Below are 21,647 nucleotides of genomic sequence, written 5' to 3' on the forward strand. Positions count from 1 at the left end.
TCCTCGCTCCTACCCCACATTCAGCCTCTTGGCTTCACTTTTTAATCTCTCCTTGCAGTGCTTTATTTATAACCGGAAGAATTAAGAAATCGTCATTTGAGAAAAAAAGCTATCCATTACTGGATAGCCTCTGCTGTCTGTTTAAAATGATGCGCTTGCGTAAGTAATTCTTTCGCATGCTCTGTCGTTAAATCTGTGATTTCCACACCAGAAATCATTCGAGCTATTTCTGTTACTTTATCCTCCATAGTTAAAACAGTAACTGATGTAATTGTCCGATCATTCGCTACTTGTTTTCGAATAAATAAATGTGAATCCGCCATTGAAGCTACTTGAGGTAAGTGCGTAATACAAAGTACTTGCGAGTTTACTGATACTCGATAAATTTTTTCCGCAATAGCCTGTGCGACCCGGCCACTTACACCCGTATCCACTTCATCAAAAATAACAGATGCAACCCCTTGATGCTTAGAAAAAATGCTTTTTAAAGCTAAAATGATACGAGATAACTCTCCGCCAGAAGCAACCTTTGAAAGTGGTTTTAGCGGCTCTCCTGGGTTCGTTGAAATATAAAATTCCACATGATCGTAACCATCCGCCGTAAGTCTTACCGGCGCACCTTCCACAAGGGGCTCTTCTGCATTTCCTTCTCTCTTCATAATTCTCACTTCAAATTTCGTTTTTTCCATATATAATTCTTTTAATTCCTGATGAATTGCATTTGTAAGGTGTTCTGCAAGCTCATGACGCATATCACTTAACAACGTTGCTTCTTTCATAATAACACTTTCTAATTCCTTCAACTGTTTCTTCGTCGTTTCAATATGAACGTCTTTATTTTCAATCGTAAAAATTTCCTGTTCAATTTTATCAGCATACGCTAAAATCTCTTCTACATTATTTCCATATTTTCTCTTTAGCATACGAATTTCATTCAAACGTGTTTCAATTTCATCTAAACGATTTGGATCATATTCCATCATATCGAGCTTTTCCCTCAGTTGATAGGCAACCTCTTCTAATAAGTAATAGCTATTTGCAATTGAATCATGATTCTCTTGATACACTTCATCTAAATGTGTAATACTTTCCATTTGCCCCATTGCACTTCTTACATTATCTAATCCTTGTCCGTCGGCACTTAAAGAACGATATGCATCACCTAACGCTTTATAAATCTTTTCAAAATTAGAAATTTGCAATCGTTCCTCAGTTAATTCATTTTCTTCATCCATCTTTAAATCCGCCTTGCGAATTTCCTCGTGCTGAAATTGAATTAAATCTAAGCGATGTGCCATTTGTTGCTCATTTTCACTTAACGATTTCAATTGTTTTTTTAATTTTTCATAGTCAGCGTATACGTTTTGATATATGTCTAATTGTTTAACGATTCGATCCCCATCAAAGTGATCAAGCATAAACAGATGTCGTTCTTCATTCATTAAATCTTGCGTTTCGTGCTGTCCATGAATATCAACAAGTGTTTTCCCAATTTCTTTTAATATGCTAAGTGTAACAAGCTTCCCATTTACACGACATACACTCTTCCCGTTCGCAGCAATATCACGCTTTAAAATAATCATACCATCTTCTATTTCTATATCTAACTCTTCTGCCTTTTCAATACATGGATGCTTCTCATCTTCAACATAAAATAGCCCTTCAATCTCAGCCTTTTCTGTTCCATATCGAACAAATTCTGCTGACCCACGGCCACCTACAAGTAAACTAATTGCATCAATAATAATCGATTTTCCGGCCCCTGTTTCACCGCTTAAAACCGTTAAACCTTTTTGAAAAGAAATATTTAATGCTTCAATAATAGCAAAGTTTCTAATCGATAATTCCGATAACAATGCCCCATTCACCTCGTTATAAAATAATCCCTTACTAAAGGATTTTCTCAGTTCTTCATTCAAATAATCATGCTATATATTTGTATGTATATACTCTTCTAACCCGCTTCATTGTACCAAACATTTGTTTTACGGGTCAATCCATCTATTTTTTAACTTTATGCAAACAAAATATTATATTACAATTGAAAATTCATATTTTTAACCAATAAAAATATCTTGTTCACTTTCCACTTTACGATGGAAAGCAAACAAGATTTTTTGTTACAACATATTTAAGAAACGATCAGAGACAACACCTGTATCGTCAGGTGTACGGCAAATAATTAAGCAAGTATCATCACCACAGATGGTTCCGATGATCTCATCCCACTCTAAATGATCAATAAGTGCTCCAAGTGAATGAGCGTTACCAGGCAATGTTTTTAGCACAAGCATATGTCCTGCCGTGTCTAATTTTACAAATGAATCCACTAGATTTCGTTTTAATTTTTGTAACGGGTTAAATCGTTGATCTGCTGGCAAGCTATATTTATAGCGCCCATCATGTAATGGCACCTTCACTAAGTGCAGTTCTTTAATATCGCGCGATACTGTTGCTTGCGTTACATTAAATCCCTCATTACGTAAAATATCAACTAATTCATCTTGTGTTTCAATTTCTTTGTTTGCAATAATTTCCCTGATTTTAATATGGCGCTGACCTTTATTCATACATTTGCACCTCACACTATCTCTTACCATAGTTTAAACATTGGTATACTTCACTTATTTATGTTAACTTATAATTCGTTTCTTGTACACAATTGTTTTTACAATCATTATACAATTACAGCAAAAAGAGGAACAACATATGTTATTCCCCTTTCCCTTTTTGTTTTAGAACGTCATGCGCTTCTGTAACAACTTGCTCTATAGAAATCGGAGAATGATTTTCGCCATTCTCACGTTCACCATGCCATTTCAGATGAATTAAAAATTCAATATTACCATCCCCACCCGTAATTGGTGAGAATGTTAAACCTTCCACATCATAGCCTTCTTTTAAAGCAAACTCGACAATCATTTCTACAACAGCTTCATGTACTTTTCTATCACGAACGATACCTTTTTTCCCAACTTGCTCTCTTCCAGCTTCAAACTGCGGTTTAATTAACGCTGCTACATCTCCGTTAGGCATAAGCATTGTTTTTAAAACTGGCAGTATAAGCTTTAATGATATAAATGAAACATCAATACTTGCAAATTGAGGTAAACCACGTTCTAAGTCTGCCGGTGTCACGTAACGGAAGTTTGTTCGTTCCATTACAACAACACGCTCATCTTGACGTAATTTCCACGCTAGTTGATTGTATCCTACATCTAATGCATAAGATAATTTCGCTCCATTTTGAAGCGCGCAATCTGTAAAGCCACCAGTTGATGAACCAATATCTATCATAACTTTATCTTGTAAATCAAGATGAAATGTCTCTAATGCCTTTTCAAGTTTATAACCACCACGACTTACATACGGCATAACTTGTCCCTTCACCGTAATCTCAGTATCTTGCGAGATTTTCTCTCCTGGCTTATCAAGTCTCATCTCATTTGCATATACGAGTCCGGCCATAATGGCGCGCTTTGCTTTCTCACGCGTTTCTATAAGTCCTCGCTCTACTAATAGTACATCTACTCTTTCTTTTTTTACGCTCATTTGTTACGCCCTTTTTTGTTTTGATGGAATCATTGTATGAATACGGTCTACAACAGCATCTGTCGTTAAACCAATTTCTTCTAATAATTTTGTTACACTTCCGTGCTCTATGAAGCGGTCTGGAATACCCATTCGTTCAACTAATGCACTATGGTAACCATTTTCAGATGCAAATTCAACTACTCCTGTTCCAAAACCACCGATTAAACAAGCTTCTTCAATCGTTAAAATCGGTATATTCTTTCCTAGAAGATCATGTAAATATGCTTCATCCATTGGTTTAATAAAGCGAGCATTCACTACTTTCACTGAAACCCCAGCTTTTTCAAGACGCTCAGCTGCTTCCATTGCCATTGGTATTGTCGTACCAAACGTTAAAATAGCTGCTTGTGTCCCCTCTTTTAACGTCTCCCACGTACCGATTGGAATCGCCTTTAATTCTTTATCCATATGAACGCCAAGTCCATTACCGCGAGCATAACGCAATGCGATTGGTCCATCTTCATATTGCATCGCCGTATAAACTAAATGTTGCCCTTCATTTTCATCTTTCGGCATCATAAGCACCATATTCGGCAAGTGACGTAAGAATGAGATATCAAATACGCCTTGATGCGTTTCACCATCTGCTCCTACTAATCCCGAGCGATCTATTCCGATGAAAACATTTAAATTTTGGCGGCATATATCATGAACAACTTGGTCATATGCTCTTTGTAAAAATGTTGAATAAATCGCTAAGAATGGCTTCATTCCTTGCGTTGCCATACCTGCTGCCATTGTTGTAGCATGCTGTTCTGCAATACCTACATCAATCATACGATCTGGGAATTCTTTTTGGAATTTCTCAAGTTTTGATCCAACAGGCATTGCAGGTGTAATTGCTACGATACGCTCATCCGCTCTCGCTAGCTTAAGTACTGTTTCACTAACGACAGCACTCCATGCTGGTGCAACTTCTTTCGGCTTAACGAAGTCACCTGATTCAATTTTATAAGGTCCTGTTCCATGCCAAGTTCCAATAACGTCACTCTCAGCCGGTTTATAACCTTTTCCTTTTTTCGTAATAACGTGAACAAGCACTGGGCCTTTTGTTTTCTTTGCATATTGCAACGTTTCGAATAACTTTTCATAATCATGCCCATCGACTGGACCTAAATATGTAAAGCCTAACTCTTCGAAAAAGACACCAGATACTAGTAAATATTTAAGACTATCTTTTATTTTCTCTGCTGTCGCAGCCACTTTCCCGCCAACTGCTGGGATTTTCTTTAATATATACTCTAATTCATCTTTTACCCAGTGATATTTTCCTGCGGTACGTAAACGACCGAGCACATTATGAAGCGCACCAACGTTTGGTGCAATTGACATTTCATTATCATTCAAAATAACAATCATGTCTGTTTTTTCATGTCCAATATGGTTCAATGCCTCTAAAGCCATTCCGCCTGTTAAAGCACCATCTCCAATAATTGGTATAACATATTCTTTCGTTTTCTTTAAATCACGTGCCAGAGCCATTCCCATTGCAGCCGATAACGAAGTCGAGCTATGACCAGTTTCCCATACATCGTGCTCACTCTCGCAACGTTTCGGGAAACCACATAGACCTTGATATTGCCTTAATGTACCAAACTCTTTCGCACGTCCAGTTAAAATTTTATGTACATAGGATTGATGTCCTACATCCCATAAAAATTTATCTTGCGGGCTATCAAATAATTTGTGCAGAGCAATTGTGAGTTCTACTACACCTAAATTAGGTGCAATATGTCCACCTGTTTGAGAGAGCTCTTCAATTAAAAACTTACGAATATCCTCACTCAATCCCTCTAGTTCACTGATAGACATATCTTTCAAAAAACTAGGGTTTTGAATTTGCGTTAGATCCACATGGATCACTCACTTTCATTTCATAATCTGTCAACATGTCAAATATTATAAAAAACATTTACACAAAACAAGAAATTCTCTTTTCTATTTTTCGTCTTGTCCCGCTATTAACCAGTCTATTGCGCCCTAATCCTATTATAAACCATATTTCTTTAGGCGATGAAAAAAATAGCCGCTAACACGAAGTGATAACGGCAATGTAATCTACATATATTTTTGCCAATAACAAGAAAAGAAAAACCTTTTCCTACATTTATATCATAAAATGATGAATGACTCAACAAATGAAAACGCTGTTATATTAGTTATTACGTTTTGCAATCAAATCACAAATAGATAGTAAATATTCATCTTGTAATTGCAAGGAACTAATCGCACCTTTTGCTTCTGCAATTGTTTCTTCTAAAATATCCTTTGCTCTATCTACAGTAAACAACGTTGTATATGTGCTCTTTTCATTAGAAAGATCGCTACCAATCGGTTTTCCAATCTCTTCTTCAGTTCCTTCGACATCTAAAATATCATCTCGAATTTGGAAAGCTAGACCGATATATTTGGCAAACGTAAGCAACTTTTCTTCTTGCTCTTCTGTCGCATCAGAAAGTATCGCACCCGCAAGTACAGCAAATTCAAGCAGTTTTCCGGTCTTATGTTTATGGATGTACTCCAATTCATCAATCGTAAGGCGTTTCCCTTCAGCTTCCATATCTGCCACTTGTCCGCCAACCATTCCTTCTGGTCCTGCTGCTTTTGCAAGTTCAAGTACAAGTCTTACTTTTTTTTCGGCAGAAATTTCTTTTTGCTCATATGCCATAATAACTTGAAAAGCATACGTCAATAAGCCATCTCCTGCTAAAACTGCCATCGCTTCACCAAATACTTTGTGATTTGTGGGCTTTCCTCTTCTTAAATCATCATCATCCATACAAGGTAAATCATCATGAACTAATGAATATGTATGAATCATTTCAAGAGCACAAGCTGCACCTACTCCAAGATTTCTTTCTTTCCCAAACGCTTGTAATGTTGCAAACAAAAGTAACGGGCGGAGACGTTTTCCACCCGCTTCCAAAGAATATGCCATCGCTTCACGAAGTACATTTGGACATTGTAATTCATTTGCATAGCTTACAAGTTTTTCTTCTACGAAAGTTTTACTTTCTTTCAAAAAAGTATCAAAAGCAATCGTCACTATGCTTCATCTCCTAAAGCAGTAAACGGTTCAAGCTCTCCATCTTCCCCAAGAATAACTGCCATTTGTTCTTGTACATTCTTCAGCTTCTCATCACAAAGCTTAGATAATTCCATACCTTCTTTAAAATAAGAAATCGCTTCTTCTAAAGGTACGTCACCTTGTTCTAGCTTAGAAACAAGATGCTCAAGTTGCGAAATTGCCTCTTCAAAGCTTAATTTATTTTCCATTATTCAATTCACGCTCCTCTATGCCTGATACGCTACAATCTAGTATTCCATCTTGTAATTGAACTGAAACAGCATCTCCAAGGCTTACATCTTTCACACTTTTTAACACTTGCTTCTCTTCATCATATACAAGCCCGTACCCTCTCATCATTACTTTAAGCGGACTTAACGCTTCAAGTTTTTGAGCAGCTCTTACAAAGGCAAATTCTTTCGTTTGAAGTAACGTTTGCATTTCACGTTGTAATTGCTTTTGCAACGTTTCAACAGCTACCTTCGTTTGCATAATTTTTTGAGATGGGTGGTGCTTCTCTAAATAAAATGAAAGTTGCTTTAACTGATTCACCTTTTTATCAATATAGCGCTCTTTCGCTAAAACAAGCTGTTCTAGCGCTCTATCTAATTGCTCTTCCTTTTGCTCATATACTTGTCTTGGATAACGGAACGCATACGATTTTTGCAACACTTGTAGTTTTTCTTCTTTTTTATGTACTAACTCTCTCATTGCTCTTTGCAATCTCAGAGTTCTTTGTAATACCTTTTCTTGTAACTCTATAATGTTAGGTGCTGCCAGCTCAGCTGCTGCAGTCGGTGTTGGCGCGCGTAAATCTGCAACAAAATCTGCGATTGTAAAATCCGTTTCATGGCCTACTGCCGAAATAATAGGAATTTCACTCTTAAAGATTGCTCTTGCAACCATTTCCTCATTGAAAGCCCATAATTCCTCAATAGAACCTCCACCACGACCAACGATTAGTACATCTATCTCTCCCATTTCATTCGCTGTACGAATCGCTTGTACAATCGAGGGAGCCGCTGACTCCCCTTGTACAAGTACCGGAAATACAATAACATTCCCAATTGGATAACGACGTTTAATCGTTGTTATAATATCACGAATCGCTGCTCCTGTTGGCGACGTAATCACACCTATTGTTTTAGCGTAAGGAGGAATCGCTTTTTTATAAACTTGAGAAAAAAGTCCTTCTTCTTCTAAACGAACTTTTAACTGTTCGTACGCTAAATGTAAATTCCCGACTCCGTCAGGCTGCATGTCTTGAATATAAATTTGATAAGAACCACTCGCCTCGTAAACAGAGATTTTCCCTTTCACGAGTACCTTCATCCCATTTTCAGGTTTGAATTTAATATTACGATTATGGCCCGCAAACATAACCGCTGCGATTCTTGCATTTTCATCTTTCAATGTAAAATACATGTGGCCACGGCTATGATTTTTAAAGTTGGAAATTTCACCTTTTAACCAAACAGACTGCAAATGCGGATCATATTCTATTTTTGTTTTTATATAGCGTGTTAACGCTGTAACGGTTAAATATTGCTTCTCCATTTCTCTCTCCTCATAGCCGACTCAAATTATTTACAAACGACACCTGCACGTTTGGCAGATTCAACAGTATTATGAAGAAGCATTGTGATTGTCATTGGACCAACACCCTTTGGCACAGGTGTAATGTAACCCGCAACATCTAACACGTTGTCAAAGTCAACATCACCACAAAGTTTTCCTGTTTCTAAACGGTTAACACCAACGTCAATTACAACCGCTCCTTCTTTAATATAATCCGCTGTTATCATTTTAGGTCGTCCAACAGCTACGATTAAAATATCAGCTAACTTCGATAACTCTTTCATATTTTGCGTCTTAGAATGACAATATGTTACAGTGGCATTTTCATTTAAAAACAATTGTCCCACTGGTTTACCGACAATATTACTTCTTCCAATTACTACTACATGTTTTCCAGAAATATCAAGATTTGTTTCTTTTACTAATTCTACAATACCATGCGGTGTACATGGAAGGAATGTATCTTGTCCCGTCATCATACGTCCCACGCTGATTGGGTGAAATCCGTCTACATCCTTTTCTGGTGAAATTCTTTCAATGATAGCTTTTTCTTCAATATGTTTTGGTAAAGGTAATTGCACTAATATGCCATTAATACGGTCATCTCCATTTAAGCGATCGATTTCAGCAAGCAAACGTTCCTCAGTAATTGTTTCAGGAAGTTCAATTAGCTCTGAGTAAATCCCTACTTGTTCACAGCCTTTTTCTTTTCCTTTCACATAAGAACGAGATGCTGGATCTTCTCCAACTAAAATAACTGCTAATCCTGGTACAATACCTTGCTCTTTCAACTTCACAACTTCTTCTGTTAATTGTGCTCGTTTTTTCTCCGCAACTTCATTTCCTTTGATGATTACTGCTACCATTTTAAGATTCCCCCTTAAAGAATTTACAGTGTATCTTTTATATTAGATAAAACGCCGTTAATAAAACGACGAGATTCCTCATCCCCAAATGTTTTTGCAATTTCAATTGCTTCGTTAATTGTTACGTTGTGTGGAATTTCTTCCATGTACTTCATTTCATACACAGCTACACGTAAAATACTGCGATCAACAATACTAATACGCTCAAGCTTCCACTTTTTTAAGTTTTGACGAATCGCTTCATCGATTGCTTCTTTATTTTCTACAAAACCTACTACAAGTGACTCTAGAAACTCATTTGTTTCTTCGCCTTCATCCAGCGTGTTTTCCACTGCTACTTTCGGTTCTAATTCACCTGTAATATCCATTTGGTATAATGCTTGCATTGCTCTTTCTCTAGCCGTCCTACGTTTCATTGTAACTCTCCTTTATGCTTCAAGTCTTTCCTTATACTTTGTTATATTATTATAATTTATAAGCCGTCAATTCACTTACTCTTACAGTTTTCATTGATTTTCCAACCTTATAATACAATGATAATAACACAATTTATCGTTTCACACACGGGTTACAAGGCTGAAAAATAATAAAAAGATTAACTTCAAGTTCCATATCTTATCACAATGTACGTTTTTTGGAAAAACGACACATTTCCTTGTTTATTTCTTATTTTTTGAAATAGTATAATAATTAGAGGGTTGTAATTTGTGAAGAAATGAAACGATAAAAAAGATGCCTATGTTACTAGGCACCTTTTCATTCTTACACTGGTTCGATTTCTGTTTTTTGTGTTTCGAATGTTACGCCAACGATGTGAACATTCACTTCTTTTGGCTCAAGTCCTGTCATTGTAAAGAGTGCTTGGCGAATATTGTCTTGAATCTTTTGTGCAACAACTGGAATTGCTACACCAAAATACATTACAACATAAAGGTCAACGATAATATCTTCGTTTGCTAATTCAACCTTTACACCTTTACCATGATTTTTCTTACCTAACTTCTCAACAACATCTGTAGCAAAATTACCGCGCATTGCCGCTACACCTTCTACTTCAGCAGCTGCAATACCTGCAATTACTTCAATTACTTCTGGTGCAATTTCTACTTTACCAAGAGTTGTATCTTGACCCATATCTAACATATGTTCAGCCATGAAAAAAACCTCCTTTAATGTATCACTGCGTCACAAGTTCATGCTCTTCCAAAAATTTCGTATTAAACTCACCTTTTACAAAATCAGGATGATCTAGCAATTGCAAATGGAACGGGATTGTTGTATGTACGCCTTCAATGACAAATTCACTAAGTGCGCGCTTCATTTTTGCAATTGCCTCTTCACGTGTTTTTCCGTGAACAATTAATTTAGCAACCATCGAATCATAGAAAGGTGGGATTGAATATCCCGGATATACAGCTGAATCGACGCGAATACCAAATCCTCCTGGTGGTAAGTACATTTCTACTTTACCTGGAGATGGCATAAATTTTTTGGCAGGGTTTTCCGCATTAATTCGACATTCAATTGCCCAACCATTAAATTGTACTTCTTCTTGCTGTAACGATAACTTTTCTCCTGAAGCAACAAGAATTTGCTCTTTAATTAAGTCCATTCCCGTTACCATTTCAGTAACCGGATGCTCAACCTGAATTCTCGTATTCATCTCCATGAAATAAAAGGTTTTCGTTTTATATTCATAAATAAACTCAACCGTACCAGCACCTGTATAATCAACCGCTACCGCCGCTTTAACTGCCGCTTCACCCATCTGCTTGCGAATATCTTCATCAAGTGCAGGTGATGGACTTTCTTCTAGTAGTTTTTGCAAACGGCGCTGAATTGTACAATCACGCTCTCCTAAATGAATGGCATTTCCGTGTGTATCTGCCATTATTTGAATCTCAACATGGCGGAAATCTTCAACGTACTTTTCTAAGTATACACCAGGGTTCCCAAAAGCGGTACTAGCTTCTTGCTGTGTAATTTGAATTCCTTTTATAAGCTCTTCTTCATGGCGTGCAACACGAATACCTTTTCCGCCGCCACCTGCAGTCGCTTTAATAATAACTGGATATCCAATTTGATTAGCAAGCTCGATCGCTTCTTCGGTATTTTTAATAATCCCTTGTGAACCTGGTACAATCGGAACCCCTGCTTCTTTCATTGTATCACGAGCAACGTCTTTTGTGCCCATCTTTGAAATAGCTTCTGGACTTGGACCGATAAAAATCAAGTTACATTCACGGCATAATTCTGCGAAATCTGCATTCTCTGCTAAAAATCCGTATCCCGGATGAATAGCATCGCAGCCTGTTAACTTCGCAACGCTAATAATGTTCGTCAAATTTAAATAGCTTTCTTTCGAAATCGTTGGTCCTACACAATACGCCTCGTCTGCAATCTGTACGTGAAGTGACTCTTTATCTGCTTCTGAATAAATTGCAACTGTTTCAATATCCATTTCTTTACAAGCACGAATAATTCGTACAGCAATTTCCCCACGATTGGCTATTAATACTTTTTTTATCATCACAAAGACTCCCTTATTACGCTTTTACAAGAAATAGCGGTTGTCCATACTCAACAAGCTGTCCGTTATTAACAAGAATTTCAACAATTTCGCCCTCTACATCAGCATCAATTTCGTTAAATAACTTCATAGCCTCGACAATACACACGATAGAATCTTTCGATACTCTATCCCCAACACTTACATATGGAGGTGTATCAGGCGAAGAAGAAGAAGAAGAATAGAATGTACCTACCATCGGTGATGTGATTTTATGTAGGTTTTCATTTTGAACAGCCTTCTTCTCTTCTTGTTTTGGCGCTTCTGCTTGTGCTGCTGCTACTTTCGTTTCAACTTCAACAGGCGCTACTGGTTGCATAGCTTGTTTTGCTGCAGGTGCTTGCACAGCAACAACTTCATTACCACGCTTTTTCATTTTGATTGTTGTACCGTCTTTTTTGTATTCAAATTCATCAATATTAGAGCTATCAATTAATTTAATTAATTCGCGAACTTCTTGAATTTTAAACATGTAAAATCCACTCCCATACTCTTGTTTGTCCCGTTTTTACAGATTCTCGTCACGAAAACTAGATTGACTGTAAAAATACGATGTATTCTATTAGAAAATATATTTCATTAACTAATAGAAATATTTACTATTTCCATCTTACGATAAATTTTTTAAACATTCCAATTTATATTTCTTTATAATAAATCGAAACTCCTGTAAAAATATTATTCCAATAAAAATTTAATACCTAGTAATAATACCAAGTTTCACACGAAATTGGCAAGACCACTTCTTAAAAAACATTCACTACTTTTTCAAAACGTTACACAGCAAACATGCCATTCCCTCTTCACCACACCTATAGTCAATAACATATTTTTACCAAATATTTTTTTTTTGTTTACACACCGTTCATCATTCCTTCATATAAGAATAGTATGTTCAAAGTGTAGAAAATATATTGTGTCGAGGTGTGGAAATATGATATGGCTCATTCTCTTTTTACCTGCTGTAATCGTTTGGGCATGCGTTCTTTGCATCCACGTCAAATCCGGAAAAAGTAATCATCAGTACCATGAACCATTAATCTTTTACTCACAACGTGTTTCTCCATTCCGAGCTGAACATAGTAAAAATAATTACAAAGACGCAATAGAAAAAAGCTATCGAAAATGATAGCTTTTTTCTATTCACACGTACTTACATACTCTTTTTACTATTTGCATACCCTTTGCTTAGTAAAAGATAATAATCCGTAGGGAAATCCCTACGGATTAAAGTTTCACTTATTTCGCTGGTGGATCAAATTTCACACCTACATCTTTTGATCCGCCTTCACTTCTTACAAGTTGAATAATTTTATTTGCTTCTTTCTGTGAATGTTTTGCCGCTTTAACCGTTACTCTAATATCAGTACCATCAGCTCTTACAAGAGCATCTGGATATCCTCCTTGAGATTTAATTACTGTCTCAAGTAATTCTTGCTTCGTTTCCATTGTCGTAATGGCATCAAAATTTTCTTTCGCTTTATTCTTTTCTGTTGCTGAAGCTTTTGTTGAACTCATCACTTCTTGTAATTTTGCTTTTTGTTCACTACGCTGATCTTCCATTTGCATACGTAAAGCTGTGAAATTCTCATCACTTGATTGAACTGATACATTGCCCTCTTTTTTACTTGTTTCTTTTTTTGCATTTTCTTTTTTGTCTGTTTCTTTATTCGTTGTTTCTTTGCTTGTATTTTCTTTTTTCGGAGTTTCTTTAGGCGCTTCGTTTGTTACTGCTTTATCAGTACCTTGTTTTTCTTGTCCAATCTTTTCACCTGTTGCTGGCGATGCTGTATTCATTTTGTCAGGAGTTGTCACGTAATACACAGATAGTACAACAACTAAACTTAACATCGTTAATAACCAAACTGTTTGTTTTTTTAACACTTTATTTCCTCCCTATCAATTTTTCGGTGAAACTGAAACGCGATGGGCCGGTACATCTAGCAGCCTTATCACAGCTTCTTTTACCATTGCTTTAACTTGTATATTATCCACTCCCTTTGCTACGACAAGAACACCACGTACTTTCGGCTTCTCTGTTCGTAAAACAACAGGAGTTTCTTTATCCCCTTCACGTATAATGACAGTCTTTTCATCAAGAGACTCGTCCTCTACTTCTCTCTTACCGCCTGTTTTATCTGTTTCACCTGTTGTTTGTGAGCGTTTCACTGTATTTTTTTCTAAAATTTTTTCTTCAGATGAATCTAAATTCACTTTAATCGTTACGTCTTTTACTCCTGCTATTTCTTCTAAAGCAGTTTTTAATTCTTGTTCATACGCTTTTTCATATTTTTCTACATTTGACATACTATCATTACTTTTTTGTCCGAAAGTTGGTACGTCTTTTTCTTGGTTTTGAGTTTTTTGTTCTTTAAATACAGGTACTTCTTCTTTTTTACTTGAAAAGAGACTACTAGAAAACATAAGCAAAATTCCAAGTATGAGTAGGACAAGTAAAAACTTAGGTGTTACCTTTTTACCCTTCTCGTTGCTTTCTTTTTGATCCCCATTCAATAAGTTTCGAAAAAATGAGAACTTCGAATTTTTATCTTTATTGTCCATTTACTCTACCTGTCCTCCCTTCCATTTGAACTTGGATTTGTTTACCCTCTAGTTGCCACCTGCTTGAAAAGAAATCTTTCATTTCTACATTCGTTTCTTCCACTTTTTTTGGAGGCTCTTTCGTGTTAATTTCAATTGGCTTTACTGTTTCGATTGCATCATTTTTACTACGTTCTTTTTCTTTCAACGTCACAACAACAGATTGAATATCTTTCGCTGACTTTACTTCTTCTATATTTTCTGCTGCGACTATTTGTATTTCAGAGACAGCCATACCATACTTTTTCTCAAACTCTTTTCCTACTTCTTTTTTCATTTTGGTAGCCATCTCTTCTAAACTATATGCACGTGTTAGAGCTTGTATTTCTTTTTTCTTCGAATCTATTGAATTTTTTACAGATCCTTCTGCTACGTACTTTTCTTCATTAAAATTTGCAATTACTTCATTTACATCTGTCTGCAATAGTTTAAAAAGGGGTGTTAAAATTAATACGACTAACAAAAGACTTACAACAAATTTAACGTATTTTTGCAAATTCGAATTTGGAAGAATAAGATGAATCATTGTCGCTAAGAGCAAAAAAACGATAATATTTCTGATCCACTCTGTAACAAATTGCATACTCTTCACCTCCTACCGCATCATAAGTGTAATATTCCCCGCAGCAATAATAATTGTAATACTTAAAAAGAACATAAATGATACGATAGCTAAGCAAGCAAATACGTAAATGATGCTTCTTCCAATAATGTCTAAACATTGAATAATTGCTCCGCCGCCAACCGGTTGTAATACTGCTGCTGCGAATTTATAAATAAATGCAATACAGAAAATTTGAATCGCAGGAAAAGCAACAATTAAGCATAAAATGACGAGCCCAATAATTCCGACTGTGTTTTTCAATAATCCTGATGCGCTAATAACAGTATCTGCCGCTTCCGTAAACATCCTTCCAACTACTGGAATGAAGTTTCCTGTTACAAATTTAGCAGTTTTCACAGCTATGCCATCAGCAACGGCTGTCGCTGTTCCTTGTACAGATAATACCCCTAAAAAAATCGTTAAGAAGATACCGATAATCCCAACGCTAACGTTTTGCAGAAGCTTGGACAATTTTGTAACTTTATATTGATCACTCATTGTACTTACAATACTTAATATCGTTGCCAGTAATAAAAGCGGTAGAACGATATAATTCATAAGAAGCCCGCTTGTATTCATTAAGAAAATGATAATCGGATGAAAGAAAGATACAGATACAACCCCGCCACCAGTCGCTATAAGCGCCAATAAAATTGGCAATAGCGCTAATATGAAATCTACCATTGTTTGTATCGTTTCTCTTGCATATGTCATAACGACATAAAAACTATTTAAAGCAAAAATAATAAGTACCATATATACAACAGCATCAGCAATTTTACTTACACTACTTTTTGAAAAAGCGGATTGCAGTGATTGCAACAATGCACTAAAGATTGTGAGCATAATGAGTGTGCCAAGCAGTTTTCCATTAGCTGCAAGCTCATGAAATAAATATTTTAATAACCCTATCATCCACTCTTTTAGAGAGAATTCTTTTTCTCCCTTTACAAACTCCATAAAACTCCCTTTTTGACTCTCTGGCAAATAGCCACCATATTTTGTAACAAGCCCGTCCCAAAATTGCTTCACATCTTCAATTCCGAGCTTATCCAATTGTTGATCAACGACGTTTGTTTCTACAGGAGAAGCTTGTACAACAACCGGTAAAGAAAAGAAAAGGAAGCAAGCAAATAGCAGCTTAGCTCCAAACCTCCTCAACATTCACTCCCCCTTATCCCGTCGGTAAAAATCCGAGAATAGTTTCAATTACAACCGTCAAAATAGGAATTGCCATAACGAGAATTAAGATTTTCCCAGCAAGTTCAATTTTCGAAGCGATGGCACCTTGACCAGCATCTTTTGTAATTTGAGCTCCAAACTCGGCAATATAAGCAATTCCAATAATTTTTAGTAACGTTTCCACGTAGACGTTGCTAACTTTCGCTTCACTCGCTACTCTCTCAATCATTTGTAAAATAGAATGAATTTGATCGATTAAAATAAGAAACATCACGCTACCTACGAACACAATAAATAAAGATGTAATACTAGATTTATGCTGGTTCAAAACAGCAGCTAAAAACGTAGCAACGAGGCCTAATCCGACAATTTGTATAATTTCGATTCGAACCGCCTCCTTTACTGGAAGAGAAAGACACTTTTAATCTTGTCGAATAGCGTATTAATTAAAAATGCAACATGAAATAAAATGACGACAAAACCGACAAGGATAACCCAATTTGCAATATCCTCACGCTTCAATTCTTTTAGTACAGTATGAATGAAAGCTAAAACAATGCCGATTCCGGCGATTTGAAATATTAATCCAACATCAATGGACATCGCCTTTCTCCCCCCTATAGCAGTAAAATTACAATAAGTAGCCCTGCTAGTACCCCTAAGCTCTTAATCATTTTTTCGTATTGCAGTTGTAAAGCTTTCGCTTCCTCTTCTTCTCTCTCCAAATGTGTAATACATAAGCGAATATGTTTTTGTTGTGATTCACGATCATGTTGCCCGAGCGTTTCACCAAATTGCTGCAGTATTTCATACTCGGTTTGTTGAAAAGCCGTCAACTTCCAATTCTCTTTCAAACTATCTATCCAAGCTTCCCTTACTGTTTGTTCTCCACTTTCTAGTTTTTTAGCGAAACTTTGAAATATCCAATTTAATGGCTTTGGCATTTGTTTAACTAATCGCTCGGCAGCCTCAGATAAAGGTGTGTGTCCATACATAATTTCTGCCTCTAATGATTGAAGTGCTGATTTTAATAACCTAAGTTGCCTCGGTCTCTCACTGTATCTTTTAGCGTACGAAAACCCGAAAAAGGTGCTGACCGCAACGATTAACACTGCACCAAATATTTTCACCATACGCCCTCAGCCTTTCTATTTGATAACACTGGTTTTCCATATTTATCTTTCACCTGCATAACCGTTCCTGGACCCCTCGCTTTTGACAACTCCACAAACCTATCAAATATACCAAGCTCTAGCACTGCCTTGAGCGATGGACGTCTCACAACATCCTCATAGGAAAATCCGTGTGCGCTTATAAAAAGCTGGACACCTGCATGCACTGCCTCCATAATTGCTTCACTATCTTCTTTACGGCCAATTTCATCTACGATCAAAATATCAGGACTCATAGAACGAATCATCATCATCATTCCTTCTGCCTTTGGACATGCGTCTAACACATCGACTCGGGTACCAAAATCATATTGCGGGATCCCTTTCACACAACCAGCAATTTCTGACCGTTCATCAACGATCCCCACTTTACAGGAAGGAATTTCCGAAGCACTTACCCCTTGACTCATGCAACGTGCTACATCTCTTAAGAGTGTCGTTTTTCCCGTTTGGGGAGGGCCAATTACCATCGTGTTTAACCACCTTTTTTCATACAAATATGGCAAAAGCGGTTCAGCAATCCCTATTTTTTGACGAGCAATACGAATATTAAAGGAAGAGACATCACGAATCATTTTCACTGCGCTTTTTTCTGTAATGACTTTTCCTGCTAACCCGATTCTATGCCCTCCGCGAAGCGTCACATACCCACGTTTTAATTCCTCTTCCATCGTATAAATTGAGAATTGACTTAACTTATTCAATAAGTAAATAGCATCCTCTGCAGTAGTGATATAGTCATAAAAAAACACCTTTCCGTGTGCAATACACTCTAGCGGCCTTCCAATTCGAACGCGAATTTCCTCTAAAGCATCGTATTGCTTACATTCTTCAATTAAGTACTTCATCGTTTTTGGTAAAACTTCTAATACCTCTTTCATCGGCTTCTCCCCACTATACTCGACTTACTATTTCAGTAATGCGATAAAAATACAGCAAATTCCAAGCGCTAGAAAAAAGAGCTTCAAGAAAGAAATTTCACTTGCTACACTCGCTATCCCAATTGTCATTGTTAAAATTAATACGGTAGGTCCAACAAACGCCAACATACCATTTATAAACAACGCTTTCTTCGCATCATTCACATAAAGCATAAGCAAAGCAGCAAATATCTCCGCACTACCTGAAAATAATCGAAGTGCCCCCATAACAAGCACGGATGTTTCCATTGCCGCTAGCCACTGTTTCATTCTTCCACCTTCTCCCGTAACAGTTACTAACTTCGTATTCTAAAAAAGAATATATTTGTACAACCATATGCAGAGGTTGTCTATTTCAGAAGTAAAAACATAATTTTTCTCTAAAGTCTGAATTACAATCTGAATATTCATATTATTTCATGGTATATTATGGTACATTTAGTTTAAAAGAGGTTTAAACCATGCAGCACGTCACTTTATTACCACTAGATTTATGCTATACAAATGTGATTTTCGAGCTATCAAGTGATCCACATATAAAAAATGCATTGGGGATAACGGTAGAAAATATCGAAGACACGAAAACATTTCTTCTTTTCGCAATAGAAGAAGAGCGTCAAAAGAAATCCTTATCGAGAATGATTGTGAATGAAGAAAATGAAATAATTGGCCTCACCACACTTAAACATATTAATAATGAGAAAAAGCAATCTCACATTGGTAGTTGGCTCGGCTATCCGTACTGGGGAAAAGGCTATAACGAGGCTGCTAAAAAAGAAATCTTTAAAATCGCCTTTTTAGACTTACAACTTTCCTACGTATTTGCTGGTGCTAAAACGAATAATATCCGCTCTTTAAAAGCACAAGAAAAACTACCTTATATTTCATTGCATGTGGAAAACAAGTTTCCAGACGAACACGCTGCACTAGAGAAAGAAGTAAAGTCACCTTGCTCTCTGCATGTCGTGTCACGTGAAAATTTTTTAAACTGGTTGAAATTACAGAATGAGGGGGAAAAATATGAAGGCATTGAAAGTTAGTTTAACCGTTGTAGTAGAATTAGCTCTTATTTATCTTTTTTCATTATTGGTCGGTTGGTCATTTATAGAGACCTTTTTCCTTGGTAGTTTAGCAATATTTGCAATTATGTGGTTAATTATTATGAGTAACCATAGAAATAACATTACAGATCACGCAATAAGTAAAACATTAACTGGCGTTGAGACTGGCGAAATAAAACCATTTCAAATTGTTTTGACTCCATCTATTATGGGTACTCTTTCACTTGTTTTAGTCAGTTTTATAATAACAGCTATTTACTATCTACCCTATTTCCTATAAAAAAAGCACTCGTGAATTATCACGAGTGCTTTTTTACTATGCACGAGAAACGTATTTACCTTCACCAGTGTTGATGATAAGCATTTCGCCTTCGTTAATGAAGATTGGTACTTGTACAACAAGACCAGTTTCTAATGTAGCTGGTTTTGTTACGTTAGAAGCAGTATCACCTTTAATACCAGGCTCTGTTTCTGTAACTTGTAATTCAACTGTGTTTGGAAGTTCAACACCAAGTACTTCGCCTTGGTAAGTCATGATTGCTACTTCCATGTTTTCTTTTAGGAATTTAAGCTCGCGCTCGATTTGTTTTTCACCAAGTTCGATTTGCTCATAAGTTCCGTTATCCATAAATACGTGAGCCTCACCGCTTGCGTATAAGTATTGCATACGACGGTTTTCGATGTGTGCTTTTTCTACTTTCTCACCTGCACGGAATGTTTTCTCTTGAACAGAACCTGTGCGAAGATTACGTAGTTTAGAACGAACGAATGCAGCACCTTTACCTGGCTTTACGTGTTGGAAATCAAGTACTTGCCAAAGGGCATTGTCCACTGAAATTGTTAAACCTGTACGAAAATCGTTTACTGAAATCATGTAAAAAAATCCTCCTGTGTATTACAAAATAATAAGTTCTTTTGGTGATTTCGTAATTACTTCATTACCTTCACTTGTCACAATGATATCATCTTCAATACGTACGCCGCCAATACCTGGAATATATATACCTGGTTCTACTGTTACAGCCATACCTGGTTCAAGTACTGTATGAGAACGGAACGCTAAACCTGGTGCTTCATGGATTTCAAGACCTATTCCATGACCAGTAGAGTGTCCAAAGTATTCACCATATCCTTTTTCCGTTATGTAGTCACGCGTTAGCGCATCAGCCTCGCGACCTGTTAAACCAGCTTTAATACCGTTCACACCACGTAGTTGTGCTTCTAAAACGATATTATAAATTTCTTTTAATTTATCAGATGGTTCACCGACTGCAATCGTACGAGTAATATCAGAGCAATATCCTTTGTAATAAGCGCCGAAGTCTAATGTAACGAAATCTCCTGTTTCTATCACTTTTTCAGATGCCACGCCGTGCGGTAATGCCGAACGAAGACCTGAAGCAACGATAATATCAAACGAAGAAGATGTTGCTCCTTGTTTTCTCATGAAAAATTCAAGTTCATTTGACACTTCAATTTCAGATACTCCCGGGCGAATGAATGATAGAATATGCTCAAAGGCAGCATCTGCAATCTGTGCAGCTTCCTTTAATATCTTAATCTCTGAATCAGTCTTTATCAAGCGTAACTTTTCTACAAGTCCAGAAGTCGGGATAAATTCAGCATCAATCGCTTCCTTATGCACTGAATAAGAACTATATGTAAGAGTATCTTGCTCAAAACCAAGCTTTTGAATTCCAAGCTCTTTCACTTGCTTTGCCACTTCATCAATGATCAATCCTGCGTGCTGTACAACCTCATATCCAACCGCTTGTTTACTTGCCTGCTCGACGTAACGGAAATCTGTAATAAATTGAGCACGATCTTTTGAAATAAGAACAACGCCTGCTGTTCCTGTGAAGTTAGCCATATATCTACGACTATGTTCATTTGTTAACAAAATACCGTCAATACCAGCCTCATCAAATGCACTTCGTAATCTTTCAATTTTCTCCATTACTTTATGCCTCCCTCAATTTCTCCATTAATGCAAATAACGCTAACTTATAGCCATAAAAACCAAATCCTACAATTTGACCTGCACAAACAGCTGCCGTCACAGATTCATGACGGAACGATTCACGCTGATGAATGTTAGAAATATGTACTTCAATAACAGGAATCGAAATGCTCGCAATGGCATCACGAATCGCATAGCTATAATGCGTAAATGCTCCCGGATTTAAAATGATCCCTTCATATATATCTTCCGCTTCATGAATAATGTCGATAATGGCACCTTCATGATTCGATTGGAAACATTCTAACTCCACTCCCATTGTTTCTGCTTCTTGCTTCATATCTGCTTCAAGTGTCGTTAGCGTGCCCTTTCCATATACATTTACCTCACGAACACCGAGGCGATTTAGGTTAGGACCGTTTACGAGGAGTAACTTTTTCATATTCTTAAAACTCCTTAATATTAAATATCTA

At 36.7% G+C, this 21,647-nt stretch carries 27 protein-coding genes; 3 read left to right on the forward strand and 24 right to left on the reverse strand.

Annotated features, from left to right (window positions below; genetic code table 11):
- Window positions 1–116 precede the first annotated feature (116 nt).
- The 12 genes from recN to accB form a co-directional block, all read right to left on the reverse strand.
- Window positions 117–1,856: a DNA repair protein RecN gene (recN, locus tag ACXKY9_RS20340; RefSeq protein ID WP_000947764.1), complete on the reverse strand. Its 1,740-nt coding sequence runs from the start codon at window positions 1,854–1,856 to the stop codon at window positions 117–119.
- A 264-nt stretch (window positions 1,857–2,120) separates the two neighbouring features.
- A complete protein-coding gene (gene argR, locus ACXKY9_RS20345) occupies window positions 2,121–2,570 on the reverse strand; it encodes an arginine repressor ArgR (RefSeq protein ID WP_001032580.1) in 450 nt (149 codons plus the stop codon).
- A 142-nt stretch (window positions 2,571–2,712) separates the two neighbouring features.
- A complete protein-coding gene (locus ACXKY9_RS20350; protein ID WP_000111874.1) occupies window positions 2,713–3,552 on the reverse strand; it encodes a TlyA family RNA methyltransferase in 840 nt (279 codons plus the stop codon).
- Window positions 3,553–3,555: 3 nt separating this feature from the next.
- Window positions 3,556–5,448, reverse strand: coding sequence for a 1-deoxy-D-xylulose-5-phosphate synthase (dxs, locus tag ACXKY9_RS20355; RefSeq protein WP_000366454.1), 1,893 nt, complete (start codon window positions 5,446–5,448; stop codon window positions 3,556–3,558).
- 301 nt (window positions 5,449–5,749) lie between these two features.
- Window positions 5,750–6,640 carry a (2E,6E)-farnesyl diphosphate synthase gene (gene ispA, locus ACXKY9_RS20360; protein ID WP_000150374.1) on the reverse strand — a complete coding sequence of 297 codons (891 nt, stop codon included), beginning with the start codon at window positions 6,638–6,640 and terminating at the stop codon, window positions 5,750–5,752.
- Window positions 6,640–6,870, reverse strand: a complete 231-nt coding sequence (xseB, locus tag ACXKY9_RS20365) for an exodeoxyribonuclease VII small subunit (protein ID WP_000428423.1) — start codon at window positions 6,868–6,870, stop codon at window positions 6,640–6,642. The genes ispA and xseB overlap by 1 nt, the downstream gene beginning before the upstream one ends.
- Window positions 6,860–8,218, reverse strand: coding sequence for an exodeoxyribonuclease VII large subunit (gene xseA / locus ACXKY9_RS20370; protein ID WP_000415249.1), 1,359 nt, complete (start codon window positions 8,216–8,218; stop codon window positions 6,860–6,862). The genes xseB and xseA overlap by 11 nt, the downstream gene beginning before the upstream one ends.
- A gap of 26 nt (window positions 8,219–8,244) precedes the next feature.
- The gene (folD, locus tag ACXKY9_RS20375; protein ID WP_000226732.1) at window positions 8,245–9,105 is read right to left on the reverse strand and encodes a bifunctional methylenetetrahydrofolate dehydrogenase/methenyltetrahydrofolate cyclohydrolase FolD; all 861 of its coding nucleotides are present in this window, start codon (window positions 9,103–9,105) and stop codon (window positions 8,245–8,247) included.
- 23 nt (window positions 9,106–9,128) lie between these two features.
- Window positions 9,129–9,521 (reverse strand): N utilization substance protein NusB, encoded by a 393-nt coding sequence (gene nusB, locus ACXKY9_RS20380; RefSeq protein ID WP_000830247.1) that lies wholly within the window; start codon window positions 9,519–9,521, stop codon window positions 9,129–9,131.
- Window positions 9,522–9,867: 346 nt separating this feature from the next.
- Window positions 9,868–10,260 carry an Asp23/Gls24 family envelope stress response protein gene (locus tag ACXKY9_RS20385; protein WP_000807630.1) on the reverse strand — a complete coding sequence of 131 codons (393 nt, stop codon included), beginning with the start codon at window positions 10,258–10,260 and terminating at the stop codon, window positions 9,868–9,870.
- A gap of 22 nt (window positions 10,261–10,282) precedes the next feature.
- Window positions 10,283–11,635, reverse strand: coding sequence for an acetyl-CoA carboxylase biotin carboxylase subunit (accC, locus tag ACXKY9_RS20390; RefSeq protein ID WP_000592870.1), 1,353 nt, complete (start codon window positions 11,633–11,635; stop codon window positions 10,283–10,285).
- Between the two features lie 16 nt (window positions 11,636–11,651).
- On the reverse strand, window positions 11,652–12,146 hold the full coding sequence (accB, locus tag ACXKY9_RS20395) for an acetyl-CoA carboxylase biotin carboxyl carrier protein (protein WP_000472860.1): 495 nt from the start codon (window positions 12,144–12,146) through the stop codon (window positions 11,652–11,654).
- 462 nt (window positions 12,147–12,608) lie between these two features.
- On the opposite strand from accB, the gene ACXKY9_RS20400 reads away from it, so the two are divergent.
- Window positions 12,609–12,803 (forward strand): hypothetical protein, encoded by a 195-nt coding sequence (locus tag ACXKY9_RS20400; RefSeq protein WP_002101315.1) that lies wholly within the window; start codon window positions 12,609–12,611, stop codon window positions 12,801–12,803.
- A 110-nt stretch (window positions 12,804–12,913) separates the two neighbouring features.
- Here ACXKY9_RS20400 and ACXKY9_RS20405 read toward each other — a convergent pair whose 3' ends face one another.
- From ACXKY9_RS20405 to ACXKY9_RS20445, 9 genes are read right to left on the reverse strand one after another with little or no spacing between them, the layout of a single operon-like run.
- On the reverse strand, window positions 12,914–13,558 hold the full coding sequence (locus ACXKY9_RS20405) for a SpoIIIAH-like family protein (protein ID WP_000914710.1): 645 nt from the start codon (window positions 13,556–13,558) through the stop codon (window positions 12,914–12,916).
- 15 nt (window positions 13,559–13,573) lie between these two features.
- Entirely contained in the window at window positions 13,574–14,236 is a 663-nt protein-coding gene (gene spoIIIAG, locus ACXKY9_RS20410; RefSeq protein WP_000368890.1) for a stage III sporulation protein AG, read from the reverse strand.
- Complete coding sequence (gene spoIIIAF, locus ACXKY9_RS20415) at window positions 14,226–14,858, reverse strand: stage III sporulation protein AF (RefSeq protein WP_001161026.1); 633 nt, start codon at window positions 14,856–14,858, stop codon at window positions 14,226–14,228. Before spoIIIAF ends, spoIIIAG begins: the two co-directional genes overlap by 11 nt.
- A gap of 12 nt (window positions 14,859–14,870) precedes the next feature.
- A complete protein-coding gene (gene spoIIIAE, locus ACXKY9_RS20420) occupies window positions 14,871–16,043 on the reverse strand; it encodes a stage III sporulation protein AE (protein WP_000946110.1) in 1,173 nt (390 codons plus the stop codon).
- Between the two features lie 10 nt (window positions 16,044–16,053).
- Entirely contained in the window at window positions 16,054–16,437 is a 384-nt protein-coding gene (spoIIIAD, locus tag ACXKY9_RS20425; protein ID WP_077393170.1) for a stage III sporulation protein AD, read from the reverse strand.
- A 23-nt stretch (window positions 16,438–16,460) separates the two neighbouring features.
- Window positions 16,461–16,664, reverse strand: a complete 204-nt coding sequence (gene spoIIIAC, locus ACXKY9_RS20430) for a stage III sporulation protein AC (RefSeq protein ID WP_000020914.1) — start codon at window positions 16,662–16,664, stop codon at window positions 16,461–16,463.
- A gap of 14 nt (window positions 16,665–16,678) precedes the next feature.
- A complete protein-coding gene (gene spoIIIAB / locus ACXKY9_RS20435; RefSeq protein ID WP_000238702.1) occupies window positions 16,679–17,194 on the reverse strand; it encodes a stage III sporulation protein SpoIIIAB in 516 nt (171 codons plus the stop codon).
- The gene (gene spoIIIAA / locus ACXKY9_RS20440; RefSeq protein ID WP_000665905.1) at window positions 17,188–18,114 is read right to left on the reverse strand and encodes a stage III sporulation protein AA; all 927 of its coding nucleotides are present in this window, start codon (window positions 18,112–18,114) and stop codon (window positions 17,188–17,190) included. The genes spoIIIAB and spoIIIAA overlap by 7 nt, the downstream gene beginning before the upstream one ends.
- 27 nt (window positions 18,115–18,141) lie before the next feature.
- A complete protein-coding gene (locus ACXKY9_RS20445; RefSeq protein ID WP_000816050.1) occupies window positions 18,142–18,423 on the reverse strand; it encodes a YqhV family protein in 282 nt (93 codons plus the stop codon).
- A gap of 191 nt (window positions 18,424–18,614) precedes the next feature.
- Between ACXKY9_RS20445 and ACXKY9_RS20450 the strand changes: the two genes are divergently transcribed.
- Both ACXKY9_RS20450 and ACXKY9_RS20455 read left to right on the forward strand, forming a co-directional pair.
- A complete protein-coding gene (locus ACXKY9_RS20450) occupies window positions 18,615–19,193 on the forward strand; it encodes a GNAT family N-acetyltransferase (protein ID WP_001164991.1) in 579 nt (192 codons plus the stop codon).
- Window positions 19,174–19,494 carry a hypothetical protein gene (locus ACXKY9_RS20455; protein ID WP_000645695.1) on the forward strand — a complete coding sequence of 107 codons (321 nt, stop codon included), beginning with the start codon at window positions 19,174–19,176 and terminating at the stop codon, window positions 19,492–19,494. Before ACXKY9_RS20450 ends, ACXKY9_RS20455 begins: the two co-directional genes overlap by 20 nt.
- A 36-nt stretch (window positions 19,495–19,530) precedes the next feature.
- Here the strand turns inward: ACXKY9_RS20455 and efp are convergent, their stop codons facing one another.
- Genes efp through aroQ form a run of 3 tightly spaced genes read right to left on the reverse strand, consistent with a single transcriptional unit; the run spans window position 19,531 to window position 21,616 of the window.
- Window positions 19,531–20,088 carry an elongation factor P gene (efp, locus tag ACXKY9_RS20460; protein WP_000626516.1) on the reverse strand — a complete coding sequence of 186 codons (558 nt, stop codon included), beginning with the start codon at window positions 20,086–20,088 and terminating at the stop codon, window positions 19,531–19,533.
- A gap of 21 nt (window positions 20,089–20,109) precedes the next feature.
- Window positions 20,110–21,171: a Xaa-Pro dipeptidase gene (gene pepQ / locus ACXKY9_RS20465; RefSeq protein WP_000411041.1), complete on the reverse strand. Its 1,062-nt coding sequence runs from the start codon at window positions 21,169–21,171 to the stop codon at window positions 20,110–20,112.
- 4 nt (window positions 21,172–21,175) lie between these two features.
- Window positions 21,176–21,616, reverse strand: coding sequence for a type II 3-dehydroquinate dehydratase (gene aroQ, locus ACXKY9_RS20470; protein WP_000735147.1), 441 nt, complete (start codon window positions 21,614–21,616; stop codon window positions 21,176–21,178).
- Window positions 21,617–21,647 lie beyond the last annotated feature (31 nt).

The sequence above is a fragment of the Bacillus sp. 2175 genome (genome assembly GCF_057812155.1).